The sequence below is a fragment of the Rossellomorea sp. LJF3 genome (genome assembly GCF_037046045.1).
Lineage (GTDB): Bacteria > Bacillota > Bacilli > Bacillales > Bacillaceae_B > Rossellomorea.
In genome coordinates this window covers 117,991-136,496 of record NZ_JBANLY010000001.1, presented here as the reverse complement: position 1 = coordinate 136,496, position 18,506 = coordinate 117,991, and the positions used below count along the sequence as shown (strand labels likewise).

Below are 18,506 nucleotides of genomic sequence, written 5' to 3'. Positions count from 1 at the left end.
AGGTGTCTTTGCTCTATGTATTTTCCCTACTTGTTTTCGATCAACCCAATCCCCAGACCGGTGGGGTCAACTAAATAGGCAAGGAAAAAATGCTCGAATTCCATCTTATCTCTTACCACCATTGCCCCATTTTCTTTCGCTGTAGAAATGGTTTCTTCAATGGATTCTACTTCAATTTGAATTCGTGTACCGTGTGGATGATCGTGAGGTCCCTTGCTAATCCCTCCGTTTATCCCATCTTTGTTTCCTGTCGTGATCGTCCGGTAGTCCCACTTGGGTTCGTCCACTTCCCACCCGAAAACATTTGAATAAAAGGCTGCTGCTTTTTCTGGAGCCTGACTGCTTATTTCAAAGCCAACCACTTTTCCATTTCGATTTTTCACATTCATTCCCTCCACATTTCTTATCGATGTAAAATTGAACTCTCTTAAATATATTCCCTAATAGCAGTACGCACTATTTACAATTCGACAAAATTTCCCATTGTCCTTCAAGCGAAAAATGTATTCCAAAGAAAAAACGCTTAGAGGACTCTAAGCGTTTACACAAAACCTGCACCAAGGTTTTCTTCTTTAGGCGTTTCGTTTTCCTATATATTCAGATTGTGGTCTGAATATTGTATTGTTTTCAGCCTGCTCCAATACATGGGCTGTCCAACCAACGATGCGAGCGGCCGTAAATGTCGGTGTGAAAAGATCTGATGGCAGATTAATCGATTTCATTATGGCTGCAGCATAAAATTCTACATTGGTGTAAAGGGATCTTCCCGGCTTTAATTCAGCTAACAGTTCGATCGCCTTTTTCTCGACAAACAGTGCCAGATCCAAAGAGAGATCATCCCCCTTATTTTCTAATAACTTATTTCTTAAAGCGAGGGCTCTAGGATCATGAGTCTTATATACCCGATGACCAAATCCCATCAGCTTTTCACCTTTCAGTAATTTTCCTCTAATGATATTTTCGGCTTTTTCAGCCACACCTATTTCGTTCAACAAATCAATGACCCCGGATGGTGCCCCACCGTGAAGTGGACCTTTCATGGTCCCGATCGCTGAAGTGACTGCTGAAACAAGATCAGATTCTGTTGAGGCCGTGACTCTTGCCGAGAAGGCAGAAGCATTCATTCCATGTTCCAACGTAAGTACCATATACGTTTCAAGTGCATCCGCAACTGCCTTAGACGGACTTTTTCCGGTTAGCATGAATAGATAATTCTCCACATGGCTTAACTCGGTATCCGCCTCGAGTAGAGGTCGACCCATCAACATATTAAATCGATAGGCAATGATGGTAGGTATGACCGCTGTCAATCGTAAGGATTGCTCTATAGTCGGCTTCCATTTGTAAACTGATCCTCCCATAGAGGAGATAACCGTCCTTAATACCCCCATGATCTCCATGTCTTTTGGTAGAGAATGAAGGATGTCCTTCATTGCAGGTGTCAAGTCTCGATAAGTACTCAATTTCTTCTTGATCTCCACTGCATCCTCCTCTGTTGGAAGATACCCATACCACAACAAGAACGCAGCTTCTTCAAATGACAGATGACTGAGTTCTCCGATTTCATATCCCCTATAGATGAGGATACCTTCCTTTCCATCAATGTGACTGATCGACGTTTGTGCTGCTACTATTCCTTTTAATCCTTCACTAAACATTCAAAACATCCCCTTTTGCTTCATTACAAATATTGTATAATGGATTTATAATTAAGAAAATTAAATATATTTAATTGAATTGATTATATTTTATAATAAGGATGGGGTAAGCCTAATGGATTTGAATATCATTAAAACATTTATTATCGCGGCTGAGTTCAATCATTTCAGGAAAGCTGCCGAGCGATTATATATCTCACAGCCGACCGTCACGGTACACATCAAACAACTTGAAAAGGAACTTGGAGTGGTCCTTTTCGAAAGAGATGGGAAGAAAATCAAGCTGACAGAAGCGGGGAGATCCTATTTACAAAATGCGAAGAGATTGATCGAGGTTTATGAGGAAGGAATAACGGACATTCATTCCTTTAATCAGGGTTACACAACCACACTTAAAATGGCTATCTCCCCCTTGATTGCTGATAATGTGTTGCCTTTTGTATTGAAGCAATATCTGGAGAACCATCCCCAGGTGGAGATTTCGGTTGAAATCATTGAATCTGCGGAAATAGAAAAGGCAGTTTTGGAAGAAAGGGTTGATATCGGACTTTCCTGTCTCCCCTGTTTTAGTCCTGAACTTGAACAGACTCTCTTATTTTCAGATAAGGTCATTTTGGTGGCTCCACATGATGGAAGGGATTTTGAGTCAGCACCACCTCTTGACGAAGAGGAGTTATTGGCATCGAATTACTTATTGACCCACAATCACCCATCCTATTGGGATGAACTCTGTTACACCATCAAACAATTTTATCCGACAACAAGGATGATGAGAGTTTCGCAGACACATATTACGAAACGGTTCATTGCAGAAGGGCTTGGCGTATCCTATCTTCCTTCCTCTTCAGTCAGGAGAGAGCTGTTGGAAGGGAGGCTTCTGGAAGTCCATACAAGTGCTTTTCCAATACCGGAAGCTAAGACCTTCGCACTTACAAAATATCAACATAAGACACAAAACGAATTTTTACGCTTCCTGTCCCGATTCAGAGTATAAAAAAAAGGATGCCATGGGCACGAATCAGTGACCATGGCATCCTCGATATAAATTACCTTTTTCGAAAAAGACCTGTCAGTAAGTCAGATGCACCAAATGTGTTATCTGAAACTTTCTTATCGATCATTTTCCTGATTTCAACGGGCTTTAATGATTGAAAGACACTCTTTAAACGTTCTTCTGTATACCCTAATCCTCCCATCAGTGAGCCTTTTTTATATACTTCCCAATCAGATATATCTGAGCCGCCTAATTTACCACCCTTATAAAAACACGTTATGCCAAAGTATCCTCCCTCGTCTAATGCACTTTCAATAAGATTTATGTAACTTATCCTTCTATGTGGAGCAATGTGGTGAAAACATCCAGAATCGTAAATGAAATCGTACTTTCCAATTGTCAGGTCACAGTCAAATATATTTTGATGTAGAAAGTTGATGGACAAATTTCTTTCATCAGCCCGTTCCATTGCCCACTCAAGGGACGTTTTAGATAGATCGACTGCGTCAACCTCAAATCCATGTTCAGCTAAAAAAATGGCATTCCTTCCCGGTCCGCAGCCAAGCTCGAGTACCTTGCCCCGTGTGATTATTCCACGCTCTATATAAGAAACCAAGTTCTCGTCGGGTGCATTTACAAAGATAGGTACTGATTTCTCGCGATCAGAAAAAAACTCATCCCAAAATGGTTCAGGTTCCCGTAAAAATGAATCAAGCATGGATAGTAAATCATCGTAATTATGAATACTTTTTTGCATGTGGTTCCCTCCTTAATCAACTGATTTCATTTTACTTTATTACAAGGAAAGTAAGGTTACCACGATTTTACAAATATATTATTTAATGGATTAATTGGAATTGGAGTTTGTGATTCGCGCTGCTTATATGCATCCAGAAACCCCGTATGTGCAGCCCTCTACGTATATTAAAGGTATGGTATGTAAATGTATTCTCTTTTGATTAAATGGAATCTGGTTATACTGAAGCGTGAGGTGAAATCAGTAGGATTACTATGATTGTTACAATTGTTACGAAAATGCAATAAACTATAGGTGCAATATGCACCCTGGCTCTCTAATTTTGATAGAATTATATCAAGACTTTCTCCATGCGGATATCTGACCACATTTTTTCATTCCAATAGGTAAAGGCAGGGATTCTGGCTATTACCTGATAACCCATCTGCCTGTATAGCTTATGTGCCTTGGTGTTAAATTCAAAAACACCAAGTTCTATTCTGGCTAGTCCTTGTTCTTTTATTTCCTTTTCTAAATACCGAATTGCTTCATACCCTATTCCCTTTCCCCGTGCATGAGGATCTCCAATCGTTATCCCTACCCAAGCGGTTCCCCTTACTTTTTTATATAGATGAGCGGGATCGATCATATAATTCATTTCCCCCACAAGTTTATTTTCCAAGTATATGAGAAACATATGGTGAGTTTCCAATCGCTCTTTCAATTCCTCTATGTCCATGTTCCTGCATTGTTCAAGCTCTTCCCTGTTTCGATTTGGCCGAATGAATGGGATTAAATCTGGATGGTTATCCCATTTATTTAAAGCTTTAAGGATATCAGTGCTTGGTTGGGTCATTTTTTTGATATAAAGATTCATCTATCTTCCTCTCTTTCTCATGCTAGAAATATTGTGAAAAGTCAACGGCATGTGCCAGGTGAACATCATTCCACAATTGTTAGAATATTCAATCATAAATATGTATAGCTCCATACACGTTTATGTTATGCTTAAAGTAGCGTAAAGGCAATAATTTCTTGGGACGAGAGGTGAGGATATATGGAAGTGTTACATGATGTGAAGCTTGGAACGTTACAAAAAGGTCATATTTTCTATCCATTTCAACAGGAGGAAGCCTACATTCGAAATTTGATGTTATTTATTCGGGCAGGCTTGGAAAACAATCAACACACGCTGATTATTGAAAGCATGAGAAATATCACCAAGGTCAAACATAGAATGAACAGATTGTATACAGAGGAACAGCTCTCATCGATTTCATTAGTTGATAATTTTGATTACTATTTTTTAAATGGGGACTTTAACACTCAGCATATTCTCAACGCTTTCCAGAAGGATCTCTCTGTCATAAAGAAATTGAATTCTTCCATAAGAACCTGGGGGCATGTCGAATGGATCTCGGAAGAACCCAACGCAAACTTAATCAGGGAATTTGAATCGATCGCTGATGATTATGTCCTTCAGGAAGGTATGCTTTCTGTTTGTGCATATCCCGGACACAGCTTATCAAGAACGTTGACAGAAACATTGGAGATGGTTTATCAATACGTGTTGACAGATGAAGATCTTCGATTATCCATGACATATAGAAGATAGTAACCTGTTAAGATCCTTCTTTTACGAAGGGTCTTTTATTTTTGAACTGCTCTGCGCTCTTCCATAATGGGTTACAGATAGATACACATGTGCAGGTATCCTTTCCTCATCCCCATCGCTTTTCCTCTTATTATAGTATTCTTTAAAAAAGTATCAGTTGTTTTTTTCTCATGGTTCTATGAGTGACACCCCTCCAATAACTATTACTATAAAGCTTTCTACATTTATTCCGGGGAGGGACTCTTGTGAACGGAACCATAAATCCCATCAAATTGAATGAAGTCATTGAGTATGAGGATCTTTTTCATGAAGCATATTCCGGAACTTCATTAAAGGCAGGGCGCATTGTACAAATCGTGTACTGGATTAAACCCGGGAAATCTTTTATTACGTATGATATCCTGGATCATAATAAGAAATATGTGAATATTGAAGATTCCCTCTCGCCCCCATCAATCCAAAGACAGGAAATCAGTTTTGAAACGTTATTTGACCTGAAGCAACCGGTTGAAATTGAGATAGCCGGGCTGAAGAGACCTTCTGTAATCGTATCGATCACCATTCATTGGAGTGATGACGGAACCGAGGTTTCTTATGGGGTGACTGATCGGACGGATACAACCTATTTTGGAATTCGGGAAGAATTGTTGGTTAATTGGAATCCACATTTACCCGCTAAAAGCTTAAATACATCTCTATAAATCAAAAAGGTACCAGGGGTCCGATTAAGGACCCTGGTACCTTTTTGATTTCTTACTTATAGAATACTTTGTCTACATTATATTTCGCTTGAAGTTTATTGATGATGTATGTTTCATAAATGTCACGATCCATGGCGTCCTCTACGATAGCTACATCGATTCGGTAGACTTCATCTCTGTGATTACGCAGCGGTGATACAGTATCTTCAAGATGCTTCTTTACTCTTTGTCGCAGCTTTCTGGCTTTCCCTACGAATAGAAGGTCATCATTGATATTATAAAATAAGATGATGCCGCCCTTATCTCTTGGAATTTCGTGAAGATCGATAAAGCCTTGAATGCTTTTGATCTTTGGTTCTTCTGAGTCTTTTGCTTGTTTTCGTTCCGTTATGGAAATATCCGCTTGAGGGATTTGAATGTTTATCATGAATGGTCACGTCCTTTGTTTGCTCTAAGAAGTAATGGTAACACAAAAAGGATAGAATTACTATACTACGAAGCACTTAGGTAAAAAAGGATCTCCACCTGATATTTCGTTTTGCGACATCTTATTTATGAACGGGAACGAGAATGTCCAGATGCTGTTTCAAATTTTCTATTGTGATGGGAAGTTTGTCTCCCTCGTCCCCATCGACATTTGCTATCATTTCATAGGTGGATTTCGCCTGGAGTTTGGTCACTTTCATATAATGTACATGTTCACTTTCTGCTAATTCACCCAGCAGGATTTTAGGAAGTAATAAAAGGAATTTGGGAAGAGCCATATCTTTAATGATAAAGACATGAAGCTGTCCATCATTCACCTTGGCTTCCGGTGCGATGGTTTCCATCCCCCCTACAGAATTGGTCAGGGCAACAAGCATAAGAAGGGCTTCCCCTTCCCAATCATGTTCAGATTGGACCTTAAGCTCGAACGGCTGCTTCTCTTTCATTTTCTTCATTCCTTCTATTATATAGGCAAGTGGACCAAGCTTTGATTTCTGTTCAACCGGTGTGGAAAATGAAGCCTCTGCCAATGCCCCGACTGCCACAATATTGATGAAGTATCGATCATTGATCTTTCCGACGTCGGTTTTCTGGACATGATTATGTTTAAAGATGTCGATTGCTTCTTCAGGTTTCATTGGAATATGGAGAGCGCGTGCAAAATCGTTGACCGTACCGAGCGGGATGAGGCCGAATAAAGGACGGTACTCCTGTTCAGCCATCCCATTAATGGCTTCATTGATCGTGCCGTCCCCGCCCATCGCAGCAAGGAAATCATATCTTTTCTCACAAGCTTCCCTAGCAAAATCCATTGCGTCCCCCTCTCCTTTAGTCAATCGCAAAACGGTCTCATATCCCATCTCATTCATCGTTTTAAGTGCATGGTCACTATATTGTTCACCCAATTCCTTCCCAGAAGATGGATTGACGATTAACATGGCTTGCTTCACGCTATTTCCTCCCTTTACATTATGGATTCCTTAGGCTTTACCCTAAATGTAAAGAGAGGAATCCTTTTCCAACATGAAAAAGCAGGGCAGCTAATTGAATAACCTGATTTCCATATGATCAATGAAACAACCCGGACTCTTTTGATTTTTTCATAAAAGCTTTTGTCCTTTTACTTAGAAGCCCTTTGAAAAATGTGCCGAAAAGTAAGGCAATGAGGCCAAACAGACTTAGAATTAATATATCTCTATACACTCTCTCCCAAACGATCCCACCAACCGCTTCCCTCATGAGATCGATGCTATAAGAAAATGGGAGGAAGGGATGGATGGTTTGGAAAAAAACCGGCAAAAGGGGCACAGGATAAGTCCCGCCGGCTCCTGCAATCTGCAGGACCAGAAGGACGATGGCCATCGCTTTACCGATATTCCCAAATACCGATACCAATGTATACACCACAATCATAAAAACAATGCTGATGAATAATCCGAAGCCAATAAACCAACCAGGTTCTGCAATATGAACCCCCAGGATAAAAATGTCTCCAACTGTTACAATCATGGCTTGTATGAACCCAATGCTGAGAAACGTCAGAAGTTTACCAAAATAGATTTCCCTTTCAGTAAATTCATGTGGTGCGATGACTTCCGTTGCTAATAGCGAGATTAACAAAAGTGCACCTACCCAGATGGCTAACACAGTATAAAATGGGGTCATGGCAGCCCCATAATTCCGGATTGGAAATAAACTATTTTTATTTAAGACAACCGGTTCTTCAAAGAAGCTTTTCTCTGCATTGGGATCATTCCGAAGGAGATCAATGATTTCATTGATATCGGTTTCCCCCTGGATATCCCTGATACGTCCGGCAAGCCGGCTGATTTTTTCTTTAATATACGGAAATTGGCTTGAAACGCTTTGGAGGGTTTCAGTTCCTTTGTCGATATTCTTATCTGTTTTAGAGAGAATCCTTTCCACTTCCGGAATGGTCCCTTGGATGTCTTGAAGGATGTTCCTTGCTTGATTCAAGGTCCCCTTCGCTTTAGCTACCTCACCCAATACAGCCGGTTCAATCGATTGTTTGTACCTTTTTATAAGTTCATCCACGTCATTATTCGTTTTACGCGCACGATCTTTGATGCCCTTGATCAATTCGTTCACGTCTTGTTGCTTTGTTCCAACGAAATCACTAAGTTTCTGACCTTCTTTTTGTATCGTCTGCATTTCCAACTTAACTTCTTCCAGCTGATTCATGGCCTGTTCAATCTGTTCCTGGTTTGGGTTTTCTTCATTTTTCTGTAACGATTGTAAGGAAGTTTCAACCGTGTCAATCGTTTGGATGGAAGAAGCAAGCTTATCAGCAATTCCTTTGTTGATGGTTTCAGCTCCACTAAGGTCTACGGAAGAGGTTTGAATTTGCCCCAGCAACTCATTGACCTTGGAAGTCATTTCCTGTACCTGCTCTAAACCTTCCTGAATGGTTGGAGCCAACTCATTTAATTCATTTTCAGCATTGTTGAGAAAATCCGTTGTCCGATCGATCGTATCAAGTCCCTTATTCGTCACACTGTTTACATCTGGGATTTCAGCCTGCGCTTTCCGAATGATCCGTTTGGCACTCTCGGCATCCGACAAAGATTCATTCAGGGCAGCACCGATACCCGGTAACTTTCGATCTATTGTAAATACATACTCCTCAAACCTTTTGATGTCAGGGAGATCCTTTTGAATCTCAATTCCAAGCTCATTAAACAGTTCAAATATGGTCCCATTGACAGTGGATATAAATGAACCTGTTATTTTATCGACGATCCCACCTGCCCCGGATTCTGTAATTTTCGGTGCGATGGCATTGATCTTTTCGTTTACGTAATATTCCAAGGTCGCCTTTTCAGGTTTATCGTCTATGACGGTTGCCAACTTCCCCGAGAAGTCATCAGGAATGATGATGACAGCGAAATAATCCCCGTATTCAACGCGATCCATCGCTTTTTTTCTGTCAACAAACTTCCAGTTCATATCCTCATTTTTCTTTAATTCCTTTACAAGATTATCCCCGATATTCAATTTTTCCCCCTTGAGTTCCGCACCCTTATCTTCATTCACGATCCCGACCGGAAGCTGATCGGTCTTACTGTATGGGTCCCAGGAAGCACCGATATTAAACCAGGCATAAAGGGAAGGTAATAACATCAAGCCTCCTATCAGGAATGCAGCCACCCAGTTCCTCGATACATTTTTGATGTCCTTATAGAAAATTCTCCAGATGTTTTGCATATGTATTCCGCCTTTGTCCCAAAGCATTGGTTTGGAACTTAGTTTACCCAACCAATGGCACTTCACTACACTATGGTTTATCAGTAATCCGGTATGGGTAAAAGAATAGTATTTGAATTAATCATTTACATAAGAAAAAATAGAAATTATTCTGCCATTGATGGGGGTTAATGTGATGACAAAGTATGATATTGATGTGAATGGCTCATTATTTGATTGGGATTTGGATAAGGGATCCATCACATTTGAAAATGATGAGGTTGTATTATTTTGGGTTAATACAGCGTTTAAAACGCTGATCGATTCCATCGAGGAAATAGCCGGGGAAAAAGAGGCAAGATTGGTCCTTGAGACGGCGGGCTACCGTACCGGCCTGATTGTCAGTGATTTTTACTTAAAATCTATTGGGAAACCGGAAGAAATACTGGATAAACTCCCCAACACTTATGTAACGGCCGGCTGGGGAATTACAGAAATCTTATCGTATTCCATTGAAGAAAAAAAGGCAGTCGTGCAATTTTGTAACGGGTGGGAGTATAAAGTGAATGTTGCACAGGGAAAAGAAAAAGAAGGAACATTCATGCCAGGTCATTGGGCTGGTGTACTGACTGGAATATTCGGCTCCAAAGTTTGGTACCGGGTGGTCAAAAGCCAGATCAGTGGTGACGACTGCAGCGTCTATGAGTTTTTCGCATCCGATATCTCCCCCTCTTTGAATGTGAATGCGCTAATGGAAGAGCAAACCTTAGCAGCCCAACAAGAATTGGAGCGCATTACGAAGCAGAGAACCGAAGTGTTATCCGAGATCATAAAAGAAATTTCTTCACCGATCATTCCTGTATTGGACTCGATTCTCGTGGTCCCTCTTGTTGGTAGATATAATGAAACTCGAGCTGAAGAATTGCTGAATAAAACCCTTCTCAATCTGCCGCGTTACAAAGCTGAATTTCTGATTATCGATTTAACCAGTCTCAGCAGGGTGGATGATTATACGTTATCTTTCATTCAGAAATTCGTAAGTGCAGCCTCCCTATTAGGTACTAAATGTTTACTTGTGGGGATTTCTTCTGAATTGAGTATTAAGGTCACTCAGAGGGGCTATCGTATGAACCATATTCCCTGCTTTTCAATCCTGCAACAAGGTGTCAACTACGCGCTGGATCAATTAGGGATGGAAATTATCAAGAAGATGTAATAGTAAATAGGCAGGATTATTTCCTGCCTTTTACCTTGTACCCTAGCGTTGGGTATGATGTTCCACATACATATGATTACAGAGAGAAATCACGTATTTTAAAAACTTAATGGTTTGCTTTACCCTAATGTCATTTGAGTCTGAATCAATTCCATTCAACCCTGAACGGATGCCCATCGCTTCCCTAATCAGACTATGCCACTCTTCAGGAAGTTCCTGCAATCCATAAAGACCTGCATCCTGCTTTGAAATGATAGACGCTTCTTTCAATGTGTAATACTGACGAAGAACTCCAAGGACCGACCACTCTATTTCAGCATCAATCATAGCGGTGGGGTAATGCTTTATCTCATCTACTGATTCTTCAATGGTATGTAGTCTCCCAGCCCAATACGTATTCATATTATGAAGGACATATTCGCACAATTCCTCTCTGGATGGCCCTGAAAAGGATGAGGAAATTTCAGGTCCTACAACTCTAATCTCCTTATGTTTCACTAAATACCACGTGATAGGGTTAAAGTTGAAATATTCTCCAAACTTCAATTCACCATTGTTATAGTATGCGTACATTTCAGTATCACCTTTACTGGTTGGATCCATGTTCCCGAAATCTTCTTTTAAAATATATACCCCGTCCATTTCCGGTTTTTGAAAGGTTTGCTGTAGTGTTGTATGAATACGATTAAGTACGTCGGAATCTTCTGTGGTTAGTCGACGGTTGGTTACGGTAATAAAATCAATGTCACTGGAATCACTCACAAATGCTCCCAGGGCAACGGACCCATGTAAGTACAATCCTTCTAGGGTTTCCGGCAGATATGTATTGAAAAGTTTAATATATTCATCCAGTACGCTGTGTACGATTTTTGGTACGTTTGTCATGTCATGTTTTCCTCCTATAAAAGATTTCGTTTAAGGAACTCTGATATCCCCAATATCCAATTATTTCAAATTATAGGACAGCATTCAATAGATAACTTTCATTTAGGTGATAATTTTATTTTTCATTAACTAAAGAAGCTTGACCTTATGAGGTCAAGCTTCTTTCATGATGGCTTCTATAATCGACTCTGCTGTTTTCTTCCCGTTTTGAATACATGCACCTATCCCCACACCGTAGTAGGAGGCCCCGGCCAACTTCACTTGGGGCATTTCAGTTGAGAGCACCCTCTCCAATGCCTGCAAGGCCTGATTGTGTGAAAGATGATAATTCGGCATTAAATCTTTCCAATCGGTCACTTCCACTGAAATGGGATCCCCATTGATTCCGACGCTCTTCTTTATATCATTCAGTGCCACTCTTGTCAGTTCGTCCTCATTCAAATTCTTTAACTGTTCGTAATGAGGACTCGTGCTTTTATAAAAGAGCCTTACCAGAAGATTGTGGTTTCTAGATGTGTGTTTCCATTTCCGGCTCGTCCATGTACATGCATCGCACTTCACTTCACTGCCTTTGGAAACAATAAACCCAGTGCCATCATCCGGGAGCTCTTCGTCGGGAACATTGAATCCCAGATAGATGGAGATCAAAGAAGAGTTCCTTAAGGTATTAAAATCTTTATTTAGTGTTTCACGATTTAAAATCTGTTGAGTCACATCATGTGGTGTTGCAAATATGACCGCATCTGCTTGGATGCTTTCATGACCTTTTAACGTGAGCTCATATTTGTCAGCACTCATATGGAGATTTTTTGTCTCAGTTCCTTTTAGGATCGTGGCATCAGCGCACTTTTCTTCCAGACGGTCGATAATGGTGGATAATCCATGTCTAAAGGAAATAAACTTTTTATTGGAAGACCCTTTGAATCTCTGCTTGTTCGCAGATAATCCTTTGATAATGCTTCCATATTCATTTTTATAATCAAGAAGATATGGAAGAGTCGAAGCCATGGTCAGTTTATACAAGTTACCCGAATAAACTCCTGATAATACAGGTGCAATCTGATTTTCCACAAGTTCCTTTCCGAGAAATGCTTCCAGAAATTCTCCGATGGAACTTTCCTTCGTGAATACAGTATTTTCCGTCTCCAGGTCAGAAAGAGCCGCTTTCTTTCCGGCTTCAGAAATCAGTGTGCTTTCATTAAGTGCTTCTACGCTCATGGGAATACCGAAGATCGTGTCAGGAGGTATTCTATGCAGTTCACCATTTGTGTATATGTAAGATGTTCCTGTTTCGTTATAGACGAGTTCGTTTTGAAGTTGAAGTTCATCAACCAATGGAAGTACTCCCTCATTACGGGCTACAATGGAATCTGCGCCAGCTTCCATAATAAAGTCACCTTCCGTTACCGTCCTGATCTTACCACCGAGCTGTTGATCCCGTTCAATTAACACGGACTCAATATCCAGGTTTTGTTCCCTGGACATTTTTTGCAGGTAATAGAGAGCTGTTAAGCCTGTAATGCCCCCACCTACGATAACCACTTTCTTCATACCATCCACTCCATTAATTACGTGTATGTATACAGATTATCATGTTTTAGAGAGATTAGAAAAAGAAACTGTGTCTGAAATAGGAATATAGCACCTAATTAGAATAAGGTATCATGTTTGATCCTCGTTCCTTCTTGACTATTTACGCCTAATTCACAGTTGACAACTAGGAATAGTTTGATATAACATATAATTAAACTCTGATAACCACATAGCCACTTATCCAGAGAGGTAGAGGGATTGGCCCGATGATACCTCAGCAACAGATTCTATTTTCTAGAACACTGTGCTAATTCCACAAGCGTTAAGCTTGAAAGATAAGTTGAAGTTTTTACAGCTAAAGCCTTCTTCTTATCTTACTAGGAAGTTGGCTTTTTACATTAAAAAGTCTCTTCTTCTGTTCTTTAACATTTTAAGGAGAGTGATGATAATGGATGAAAATCTTCAGGAAGCAGTCAATAAACGAAGAAATGAGTTAATTAACAAATTGATTGTCCATAACATTTTCAAAAAAGGCAATAAACAATTATTTGAATTGACATTAAGAGAACTGGAGGAGGAACATCATTATATCCAAAAGGAATGCCATCCTCATAGTGATGTCGGCTCTATTCATTGGAAGAATTGCACGAAGCTAACCAGTTAGAAGCCTGGTTTATCATTTCGGGAATGGTCAATCGAGTAGGAGGGGATGATTAATCCCCGACCTCTCACACCACCGTACGTACCGATCGGTATACGGCGGTTCAATCAAGATGATTGACGAAGACTTTCATACCTAACGATAAGACTTAGGAGCCCTTGGCGATTCCAGAAGGAATTGCCAAGGGTTTTGTGTAGTATTGGACTTTGTGCGATCCTCCAATAACCCTTTCGGGTATTACCCCACTCATATGCCTTCCATTTTGGAACGCCGAGCGCAATGAGGTTGCGGACCTTCGTTTTCGGCAGTTTCCACTGCTTCCACAGACACATTCGTAATCTTCTTCTGATCCATGCATCCAGGTATTTTAGGAAGCTGGGTGTATCAGCGAGCTGAAAATAGCCGATCCATCCCATTAAATATTGGTTCAGCTTTCTGATTCGCCCCTCCATCGACCACCCTGAAGATCTAGAAGTTAGAGAACGGATTTTCTGTTTCAACCGTTTTATACTTTTGGAGGCAACTCTGACTTTTGGTTTACGATTTGATGTGAAACTAAAGCCAAGGAACGTTCTTCTCCAAGGTCGGTCCACCGCAGATTTCTTTCGATTTACCTTCAGTTTAAGTTTCTTCTCAAGAAACGTTGTCACTGAATTCATCACCCGGTTACCGGCTTTTGGCGTACGGACGTAGATATTACAATCATCTGCGTACCGTACAAAGCGAAGCCCCCGTTTCTCTAATTCCTGGTCCAGTTCATTCAAAATGATGTTAGAAAGCAATGGACTGAGAGGGCCTCCCTGTGGAGTACCTTCCTCACTCTTCACCTTTACACCTTCTATCATAATTCCGGCATTGAGGTAAGAACGAATCAGTTTCAGAAGTGCTTTGTCTTTTATTTTCTTCGCAAGAAGACCCATGACCTTATCATGATTCACTCTGTCAAAGAACTGCTCTAAGTCAATATCGATAACCCAGCGATATCCTTCCTGGATATACGTTTTCGCTTTTCTGACGGCGTCATGGGCACTCCGATTTGGTCGGAACCCATAACTATGATCAGAGAAGGTTGGATCGTATATCTGAGAGAGTATCTGGGCAATTGATTGTTGAATCATACGGTCTGTTACCGTTGGGATACCCAACAACCGGACGCCGCCGTCTGGTTTCGGGATTTCGATCCGACGTACCGGGTCCGGCTTGTAGGTTCCCCCAAGGAGATTCTTTCGAATCGACTGCCATTCGTGCATGATATGCGATCGCAGGTTTTGTACGGGCATAAGATCCACGCCATGGCTTCCCTTATTACGCTCTACACGTTTCAGTGCTTCAAGCATATTCGGTTTAGACAGAATCATATTAATCAACATCACTGATATTCCTTTCCTTCGTGTGTCACGTTTCCTCTTTCGATGGCCCTGCCTCACACTTCCACCAGCCCTCACGGAATTCACCGTTACCTCTAAATGGACAGCTCTTTTCAGATTGTCTGTGAGTCTCTCAGTTACCATGAGCCAAGTCGTGGCACTCTCTTGATTGTTCAGTCCTTCCCGGCTTCCTCGAGAAAAGCCGGTACTATGACCTCGGCTGACTTCTGGCGGTTCAGCGGAGAATCGCTTCTCCGGTTACCAAGTATTCAAGGCGTATCCGCCAGATCTCCCCGGGTAAGAGTGCAATCTTTCCCTCCATCTATCCGCCTCATTTACTTTCTGCACCTTCGACAGTTCGGACTTCATCTTGTATTGCAGACTTATCCAGTGCAACAAGCCTTATATGAGATTCGTGTTCCTCGGACCGGAGGTTTGCCGCCCGCTTCCTTCAGATTCCGGGTCGCCCCGGACACCCTTGCGTTAAGCTAACCGCTACAACTGTCTTCACGGCTCGGGACTCTCACCCTATAGATCACACCCATGCCGGGCGCACAACAAAAAATGACGCGGGCCTATGGCTCACGTCATTTCAATATTATTGAGCATTTACCTCAACGGCATCCTTCTTATAATAGGCGGCAAAGATCTCCGCAAATGCTTCGGTGGAATTATATAATTCCACTAAGTTATTTTCCACCCCACCAAATTCAAGGAGCATCGCCCGTTCAGTTAAATCCTGATTGTAGACCCCGTTTCCTTCCGCTTTTGTTTTAACGAAAACCCCCCTGCTGATACCAGGGTACTTCTCTTCTAATTTAGCATTTAATTCTTTCGCTATTTTGAGATTCTTTTCAAAATTCTTATTTTCTTTTCCTACAATAAAAAATAGGCGTGCATAATCCTTACCATTAATCGTTTTGGTCGTAATGTTTCGGGGCTGGGAGTCCCGGTGAATATCTATTAAATAGGTTAAATCGTCATCTTGTGCAAGGGCTTCCTGAACCAATCCCCTTGTCAGCTTATAGGATTCAAAATAGGTCCATGATTTGTTTTTTAATGCTTTATTTACATCTGTCTTATCCTGCACTGCCCCAATGCCTCGTGATTCAAGTTCCTGTTTCAATTTTGAACCGACCGCAATGACATTGACCTTTTCATTGGTACTGGCCGGATCTTTTGAATCATTGTTTTTAATTAATGGGCTAAAGGCTTCCCAGCTGTGGGAGTGATAAATGAATACGGATTTTTCTTCAATCTCCTGCACACCGTCACCTGAGTTATGATTGGCTTGATCGACTTGGTTCTGATCGATTTCCTGATCCTTCAGCTGGTCCTCCGTTGGCGCTGGCGACTCATTAGGTAAATTGGTAATGTCCGTCCCTTTTCCGGCAACGGCTATATGCGTATGATAATTTTCGATTCCAGGGATTTCCCTTCCAAATAGACTCCTGGGGTCAAGCAGAGATACATTCGTCACGCTTTCCAACCAATCAAAGTCGGTATTCATGGCCTCTTTATTCTCGATGCGTAAACCCGTCAATTCCTGTGACAGAAGCATAAGGAATGTCTCTTTCGGAACAAGCTCTGATACCGAAGTATAGAAAAGGCTGTCCACCCTCAATTTAATGGCCGTCGATGAAATCAGCCACACCATTACATACATCATGATGATCCCTATCAACACTACCCGGATGACGGCTTTCATAGATACGAATACTAGTGGGACTAAGCTATTATTATTTCGAGACTTATACGACATCATCAGTACCCCTATATAAAGTATTTAATAGTTAACTTTATGCAGAGTGTCGATAGAGTAGAAGGTTTTTTCAGGATTCGGTCTGATTTCCTATAGGACAGGACACAAATGGAAAATCATTTTTCTAAAAACGAACTGAACGTAAACAAAACGCATGATGAGATGCGTCTTTGGTTTATCGCCCATTCACTTCATATGCAGCCCTTATACCGGATTCCACCGCACCTTCTATCCAACCATGAAAAGAGGACGTGTGTTCGCCTGCAAAATGGATCCTGCCTTCGGGTGTCCGGACATAATCCCCGATGTCAGCTTCCTGACCAGGTGTATATAGAGTGAAGCATCCTGCCGAGAAAGGATTTCTGCTCCAATTATAAACAAAATAATTCAGTAGTTCTGTATAAACCCGATTTCCATAAACCCTGGAAAGATCCTTCAACACTTCTGAAATGATTGCTTCCTTCGATTTACTATTCCATAAGAGAGCGTTTTGACCCCAACTGTAGCTTGCCAGCATCACACCAGGTTTGCTGCTCCCTATGTCATGACTGGGCATATAAGTAAATCGGGTGGGAAGATCGGATACAATGTTTCCGTAATTCATTTCCTCCCAGAAGCGACTTCTGAACTCGATACCGATTTTCACAGAAGGAATATTGGTCACTTCACGGATCGCCTGCCATTTTTTGAAAGAAATCGAGTTATAGGGGACGACATCAATAAATTGAAATACGGTAAAGGGAATCGTGACAATCACATAGTCAGCTTGATACTCCCTTCCCGTTCCGTCCAATGGGTTGACCGTTTGAACGACGACACCCGATTTAGACTGAATGATACGGGTCACTTTTTGGTTCATATAAATATGAGACTGTAGGTCACCCATAAATGAATACGGCAATCGGTCATTCCCACCTCTTATTTCATAAAACTTCGTCTCTTTTCTAAAGATAGGAAAAATAATATCTTTTAATATATCAACAAATGAAAACTCCGGAAATCCTTCGATCCCGAGGATGACATTTATTTTCCGGATGGCATTCAACGATAAGGATTTTCCAAACGGGTTGTTGGACAGGAATTGCCCCACTGAATAATTCGAGTATTGCTTAATTAATTTCAACTGTTCACTGTGTTCACTGTTATTATATAAATCTATAAAAGGCTTGGTAGCTTCAAGAAAGAGCTCAGAAGCGGTTTTCCCCCTTTCACTTTCGGGGAGAGGATATTGCAGAATATCCGGATCAGCTTCGTACTGTTTTCTCGTCACTAAAATGTTATTTACTAAAAACAGGTCTTTTGAAGAGGAATTTTGAAATGGTTGAAATGCCAATTTGAATTTACGTATATACTCAAATACCAATCGATGGTTATCGGGGATCCTCATGGCACCGGCATCCATATAATTTCCGGAGGTAAATGGCTTCCGAACGGTATAAACCCTTCCCCCGATTCTTTTGTTTCCTTCAAGAATCACGATATCATGCCCTGCCTCTTTTAATGTCGAGGCTGCAACCAGTCCACTCATCCCGGCACCTATGATGATGATCCGTTTGGATGTAGAGGGGTTTAATCCCTCTCGAATGATGGAAAGCATATCATCCGGATACTTCAATTCAGAAGGGGAATCCCTCATTAATCGATCGTCCATTCTACACCTACCTCCCTTGCTATTTCATCATATGAAT

General features: G+C 41.1%; 18 protein-coding genes and 1 riboswitch. Of the genes, 5 read left to right on the top strand and 13 right to left on the bottom strand.

Annotation, left to right across the window (positions count from 1 at the left end):
• Window positions 1–26 precede the first annotated feature (26 nt).
• Together V8G47_RS00650 and V8G47_RS00645 are read right to left on the bottom strand one after the other, a co-directional pair.
• Complete coding sequence (locus tag V8G47_RS00650) at window positions 27–383, bottom strand: VOC family protein (protein WP_336198386.1); 357 nt, start codon at window positions 381–383, stop codon at window positions 27–29.
• A 189-nt stretch (window positions 384–572) separates the two neighbouring features.
• Window positions 573–1,658 (bottom strand): citrate synthase/methylcitrate synthase, encoded by a 1,086-nt coding sequence (locus V8G47_RS00645; RefSeq protein ID WP_336198385.1) that lies wholly within the window; start codon window positions 1,656–1,658, stop codon window positions 573–575.
• 115 nt (window positions 1,659–1,773) lie between these two features.
• On the opposite strand from V8G47_RS00645, the gene V8G47_RS00640 reads away from it, so the two are divergent.
• Entirely contained in the window at window positions 1,774–2,652 is an 879-nt protein-coding gene (locus V8G47_RS00640; RefSeq protein ID WP_336198384.1) for a LysR family transcriptional regulator, read from the top strand.
• 52 nt (window positions 2,653–2,704) lie between these two features.
• On the opposite strand, the gene V8G47_RS00635 is transcribed toward V8G47_RS00640, so the two are convergent.
• On the bottom strand, window positions 2,705–3,409 hold the full coding sequence (locus tag V8G47_RS00635; protein ID WP_336198383.1) for a class I SAM-dependent methyltransferase: 705 nt from the start codon (window positions 3,407–3,409) through the stop codon (window positions 2,705–2,707).
• A gap of 331 nt (window positions 3,410–3,740) precedes the next feature.
• Window positions 3,741–4,244 (bottom strand): GNAT family N-acetyltransferase, encoded by a 504-nt coding sequence (locus V8G47_RS00630; RefSeq protein WP_336198710.1) that lies wholly within the window; start codon window positions 4,242–4,244, stop codon window positions 3,741–3,743.
• A gap of 201 nt (window positions 4,245–4,445) precedes the next feature.
• Here V8G47_RS00630 and V8G47_RS00625 point away from each other — a divergent pair, with 201 nt between their 5' ends.
• Both V8G47_RS00625 and V8G47_RS00620 read left to right on the top strand, forming a co-directional pair.
• Complete coding sequence (locus V8G47_RS00625; protein ID WP_336198382.1) at window positions 4,446–5,003, top strand: MEDS domain-containing protein; 558 nt, start codon at window positions 4,446–4,448, stop codon at window positions 5,001–5,003.
• Window positions 5,004–5,248: 245 nt separating this feature from the next.
• A complete protein-coding gene (locus V8G47_RS00620; RefSeq protein WP_336198381.1) occupies window positions 5,249–5,704 on the top strand; it encodes a hypothetical protein in 456 nt (151 codons plus the stop codon).
• A gap of 52 nt (window positions 5,705–5,756) precedes the next feature.
• On the opposite strand, the gene V8G47_RS00615 is transcribed toward V8G47_RS00620, so the two are convergent.
• The 4 genes from V8G47_RS00615 to V8G47_RS20805 form a co-directional block, all read right to left on the bottom strand.
• On the bottom strand, window positions 5,757–6,131 hold the full coding sequence (locus tag V8G47_RS00615; protein WP_336198380.1) for a nucleotide excision repair endonuclease: 375 nt from the start codon (window positions 6,129–6,131) through the stop codon (window positions 5,757–5,759).
• A gap of 121 nt (window positions 6,132–6,252) precedes the next feature.
• Window positions 6,253–7,140: a diacylglycerol/lipid kinase family protein gene (locus V8G47_RS00610; protein WP_336198379.1), complete on the bottom strand. Its 888-nt coding sequence runs from the start codon at window positions 7,138–7,140 to the stop codon at window positions 6,253–6,255.
• A gap of 118 nt (window positions 7,141–7,258) precedes the next feature.
• Window positions 7,259–9,415 carry a YhgE/Pip domain-containing protein gene (locus V8G47_RS00605; RefSeq protein WP_336198378.1) on the bottom strand — a complete coding sequence of 719 codons (2,157 nt, stop codon included), beginning with the start codon at window positions 9,413–9,415 and terminating at the stop codon, window positions 7,259–7,261.
• A 117-nt stretch (window positions 9,416–9,532) separates the two neighbouring features.
• Entirely contained in the window at window positions 9,533–9,655 is a 123-nt protein-coding gene (locus tag V8G47_RS20805) for a hypothetical protein (RefSeq protein ID WP_442970772.1), read from the bottom strand.
• On the opposite strand from V8G47_RS20805, the gene V8G47_RS00600 reads away from it, so the two are divergent.
• Entirely contained in the window at window positions 9,612–10,610 is a 999-nt protein-coding gene (locus V8G47_RS00600) for an STAS domain-containing protein (protein WP_442970771.1), read from the top strand. The two genes, V8G47_RS20805 and V8G47_RS00600, sit on opposite strands and share 44 nt — an antisense overlap.
• 42 nt (window positions 10,611–10,652) lie before the next feature.
• On the opposite strand, the gene V8G47_RS00595 is transcribed toward V8G47_RS00600, so the two are convergent.
• Together V8G47_RS00595 and V8G47_RS00590 are read right to left on the bottom strand one after the other, a co-directional pair.
• Window positions 10,653–11,495 carry an aminoglycoside adenylyltransferase domain-containing protein gene (locus V8G47_RS00595; RefSeq protein ID WP_336198376.1) on the bottom strand — a complete coding sequence of 281 codons (843 nt, stop codon included), beginning with the start codon at window positions 11,493–11,495 and terminating at the stop codon, window positions 10,653–10,655.
• Window positions 11,496–11,648: 153 nt separating this feature from the next.
• On the bottom strand, window positions 11,649–13,046 hold the full coding sequence (locus V8G47_RS00590) for a protoporphyrinogen oxidase (protein ID WP_336198375.1): 1,398 nt from the start codon (window positions 13,044–13,046) through the stop codon (window positions 11,649–11,651).
• Between the two features lie 216 nt (window positions 13,047–13,262).
• Window positions 13,263–13,370, top strand: a riboswitch (SAM riboswitch).
• A gap of 106 nt (window positions 13,371–13,476) precedes the next feature.
• Between V8G47_RS00590 and fbpA the strand changes: the two genes are divergently transcribed.
• Window positions 13,477–13,692, top strand: a complete 216-nt coding sequence (fbpA, locus tag V8G47_RS00585; protein ID WP_336198374.1) for a Fur-regulated basic protein FbpA — start codon at window positions 13,477–13,479, stop codon at window positions 13,690–13,692.
• Between the two features lie 104 nt (window positions 13,693–13,796).
• Here the strand turns inward: fbpA and ltrA are convergent, their stop codons facing one another.
• From ltrA to V8G47_RS00570, 3 genes are all read right to left on the bottom strand, one after another.
• The gene (gene ltrA / locus V8G47_RS00580; RefSeq protein ID WP_336198709.1) at window positions 13,797–15,059 is read right to left on the bottom strand and encodes a group II intron reverse transcriptase/maturase; all 1,263 of its coding nucleotides are present in this window, start codon (window positions 15,057–15,059) and stop codon (window positions 13,797–13,799) included.
• Between the two features lie 595 nt (window positions 15,060–15,654).
• Window positions 15,655–16,818, bottom strand: coding sequence for a stage II sporulation protein P (gene spoIIP / locus V8G47_RS00575; RefSeq protein ID WP_336198373.1), 1,164 nt, complete (start codon window positions 16,816–16,818; stop codon window positions 15,655–15,657).
• 175 nt (window positions 16,819–16,993) lie between these two features.
• Window positions 16,994–18,469: a flavin monoamine oxidase family protein gene (locus V8G47_RS00570; RefSeq protein WP_336198372.1), complete on the bottom strand. Its 1,476-nt coding sequence runs from the start codon at window positions 18,467–18,469 to the stop codon at window positions 16,994–16,996.
• Window positions 18,470–18,506: the final 37 nt, after the last annotated feature.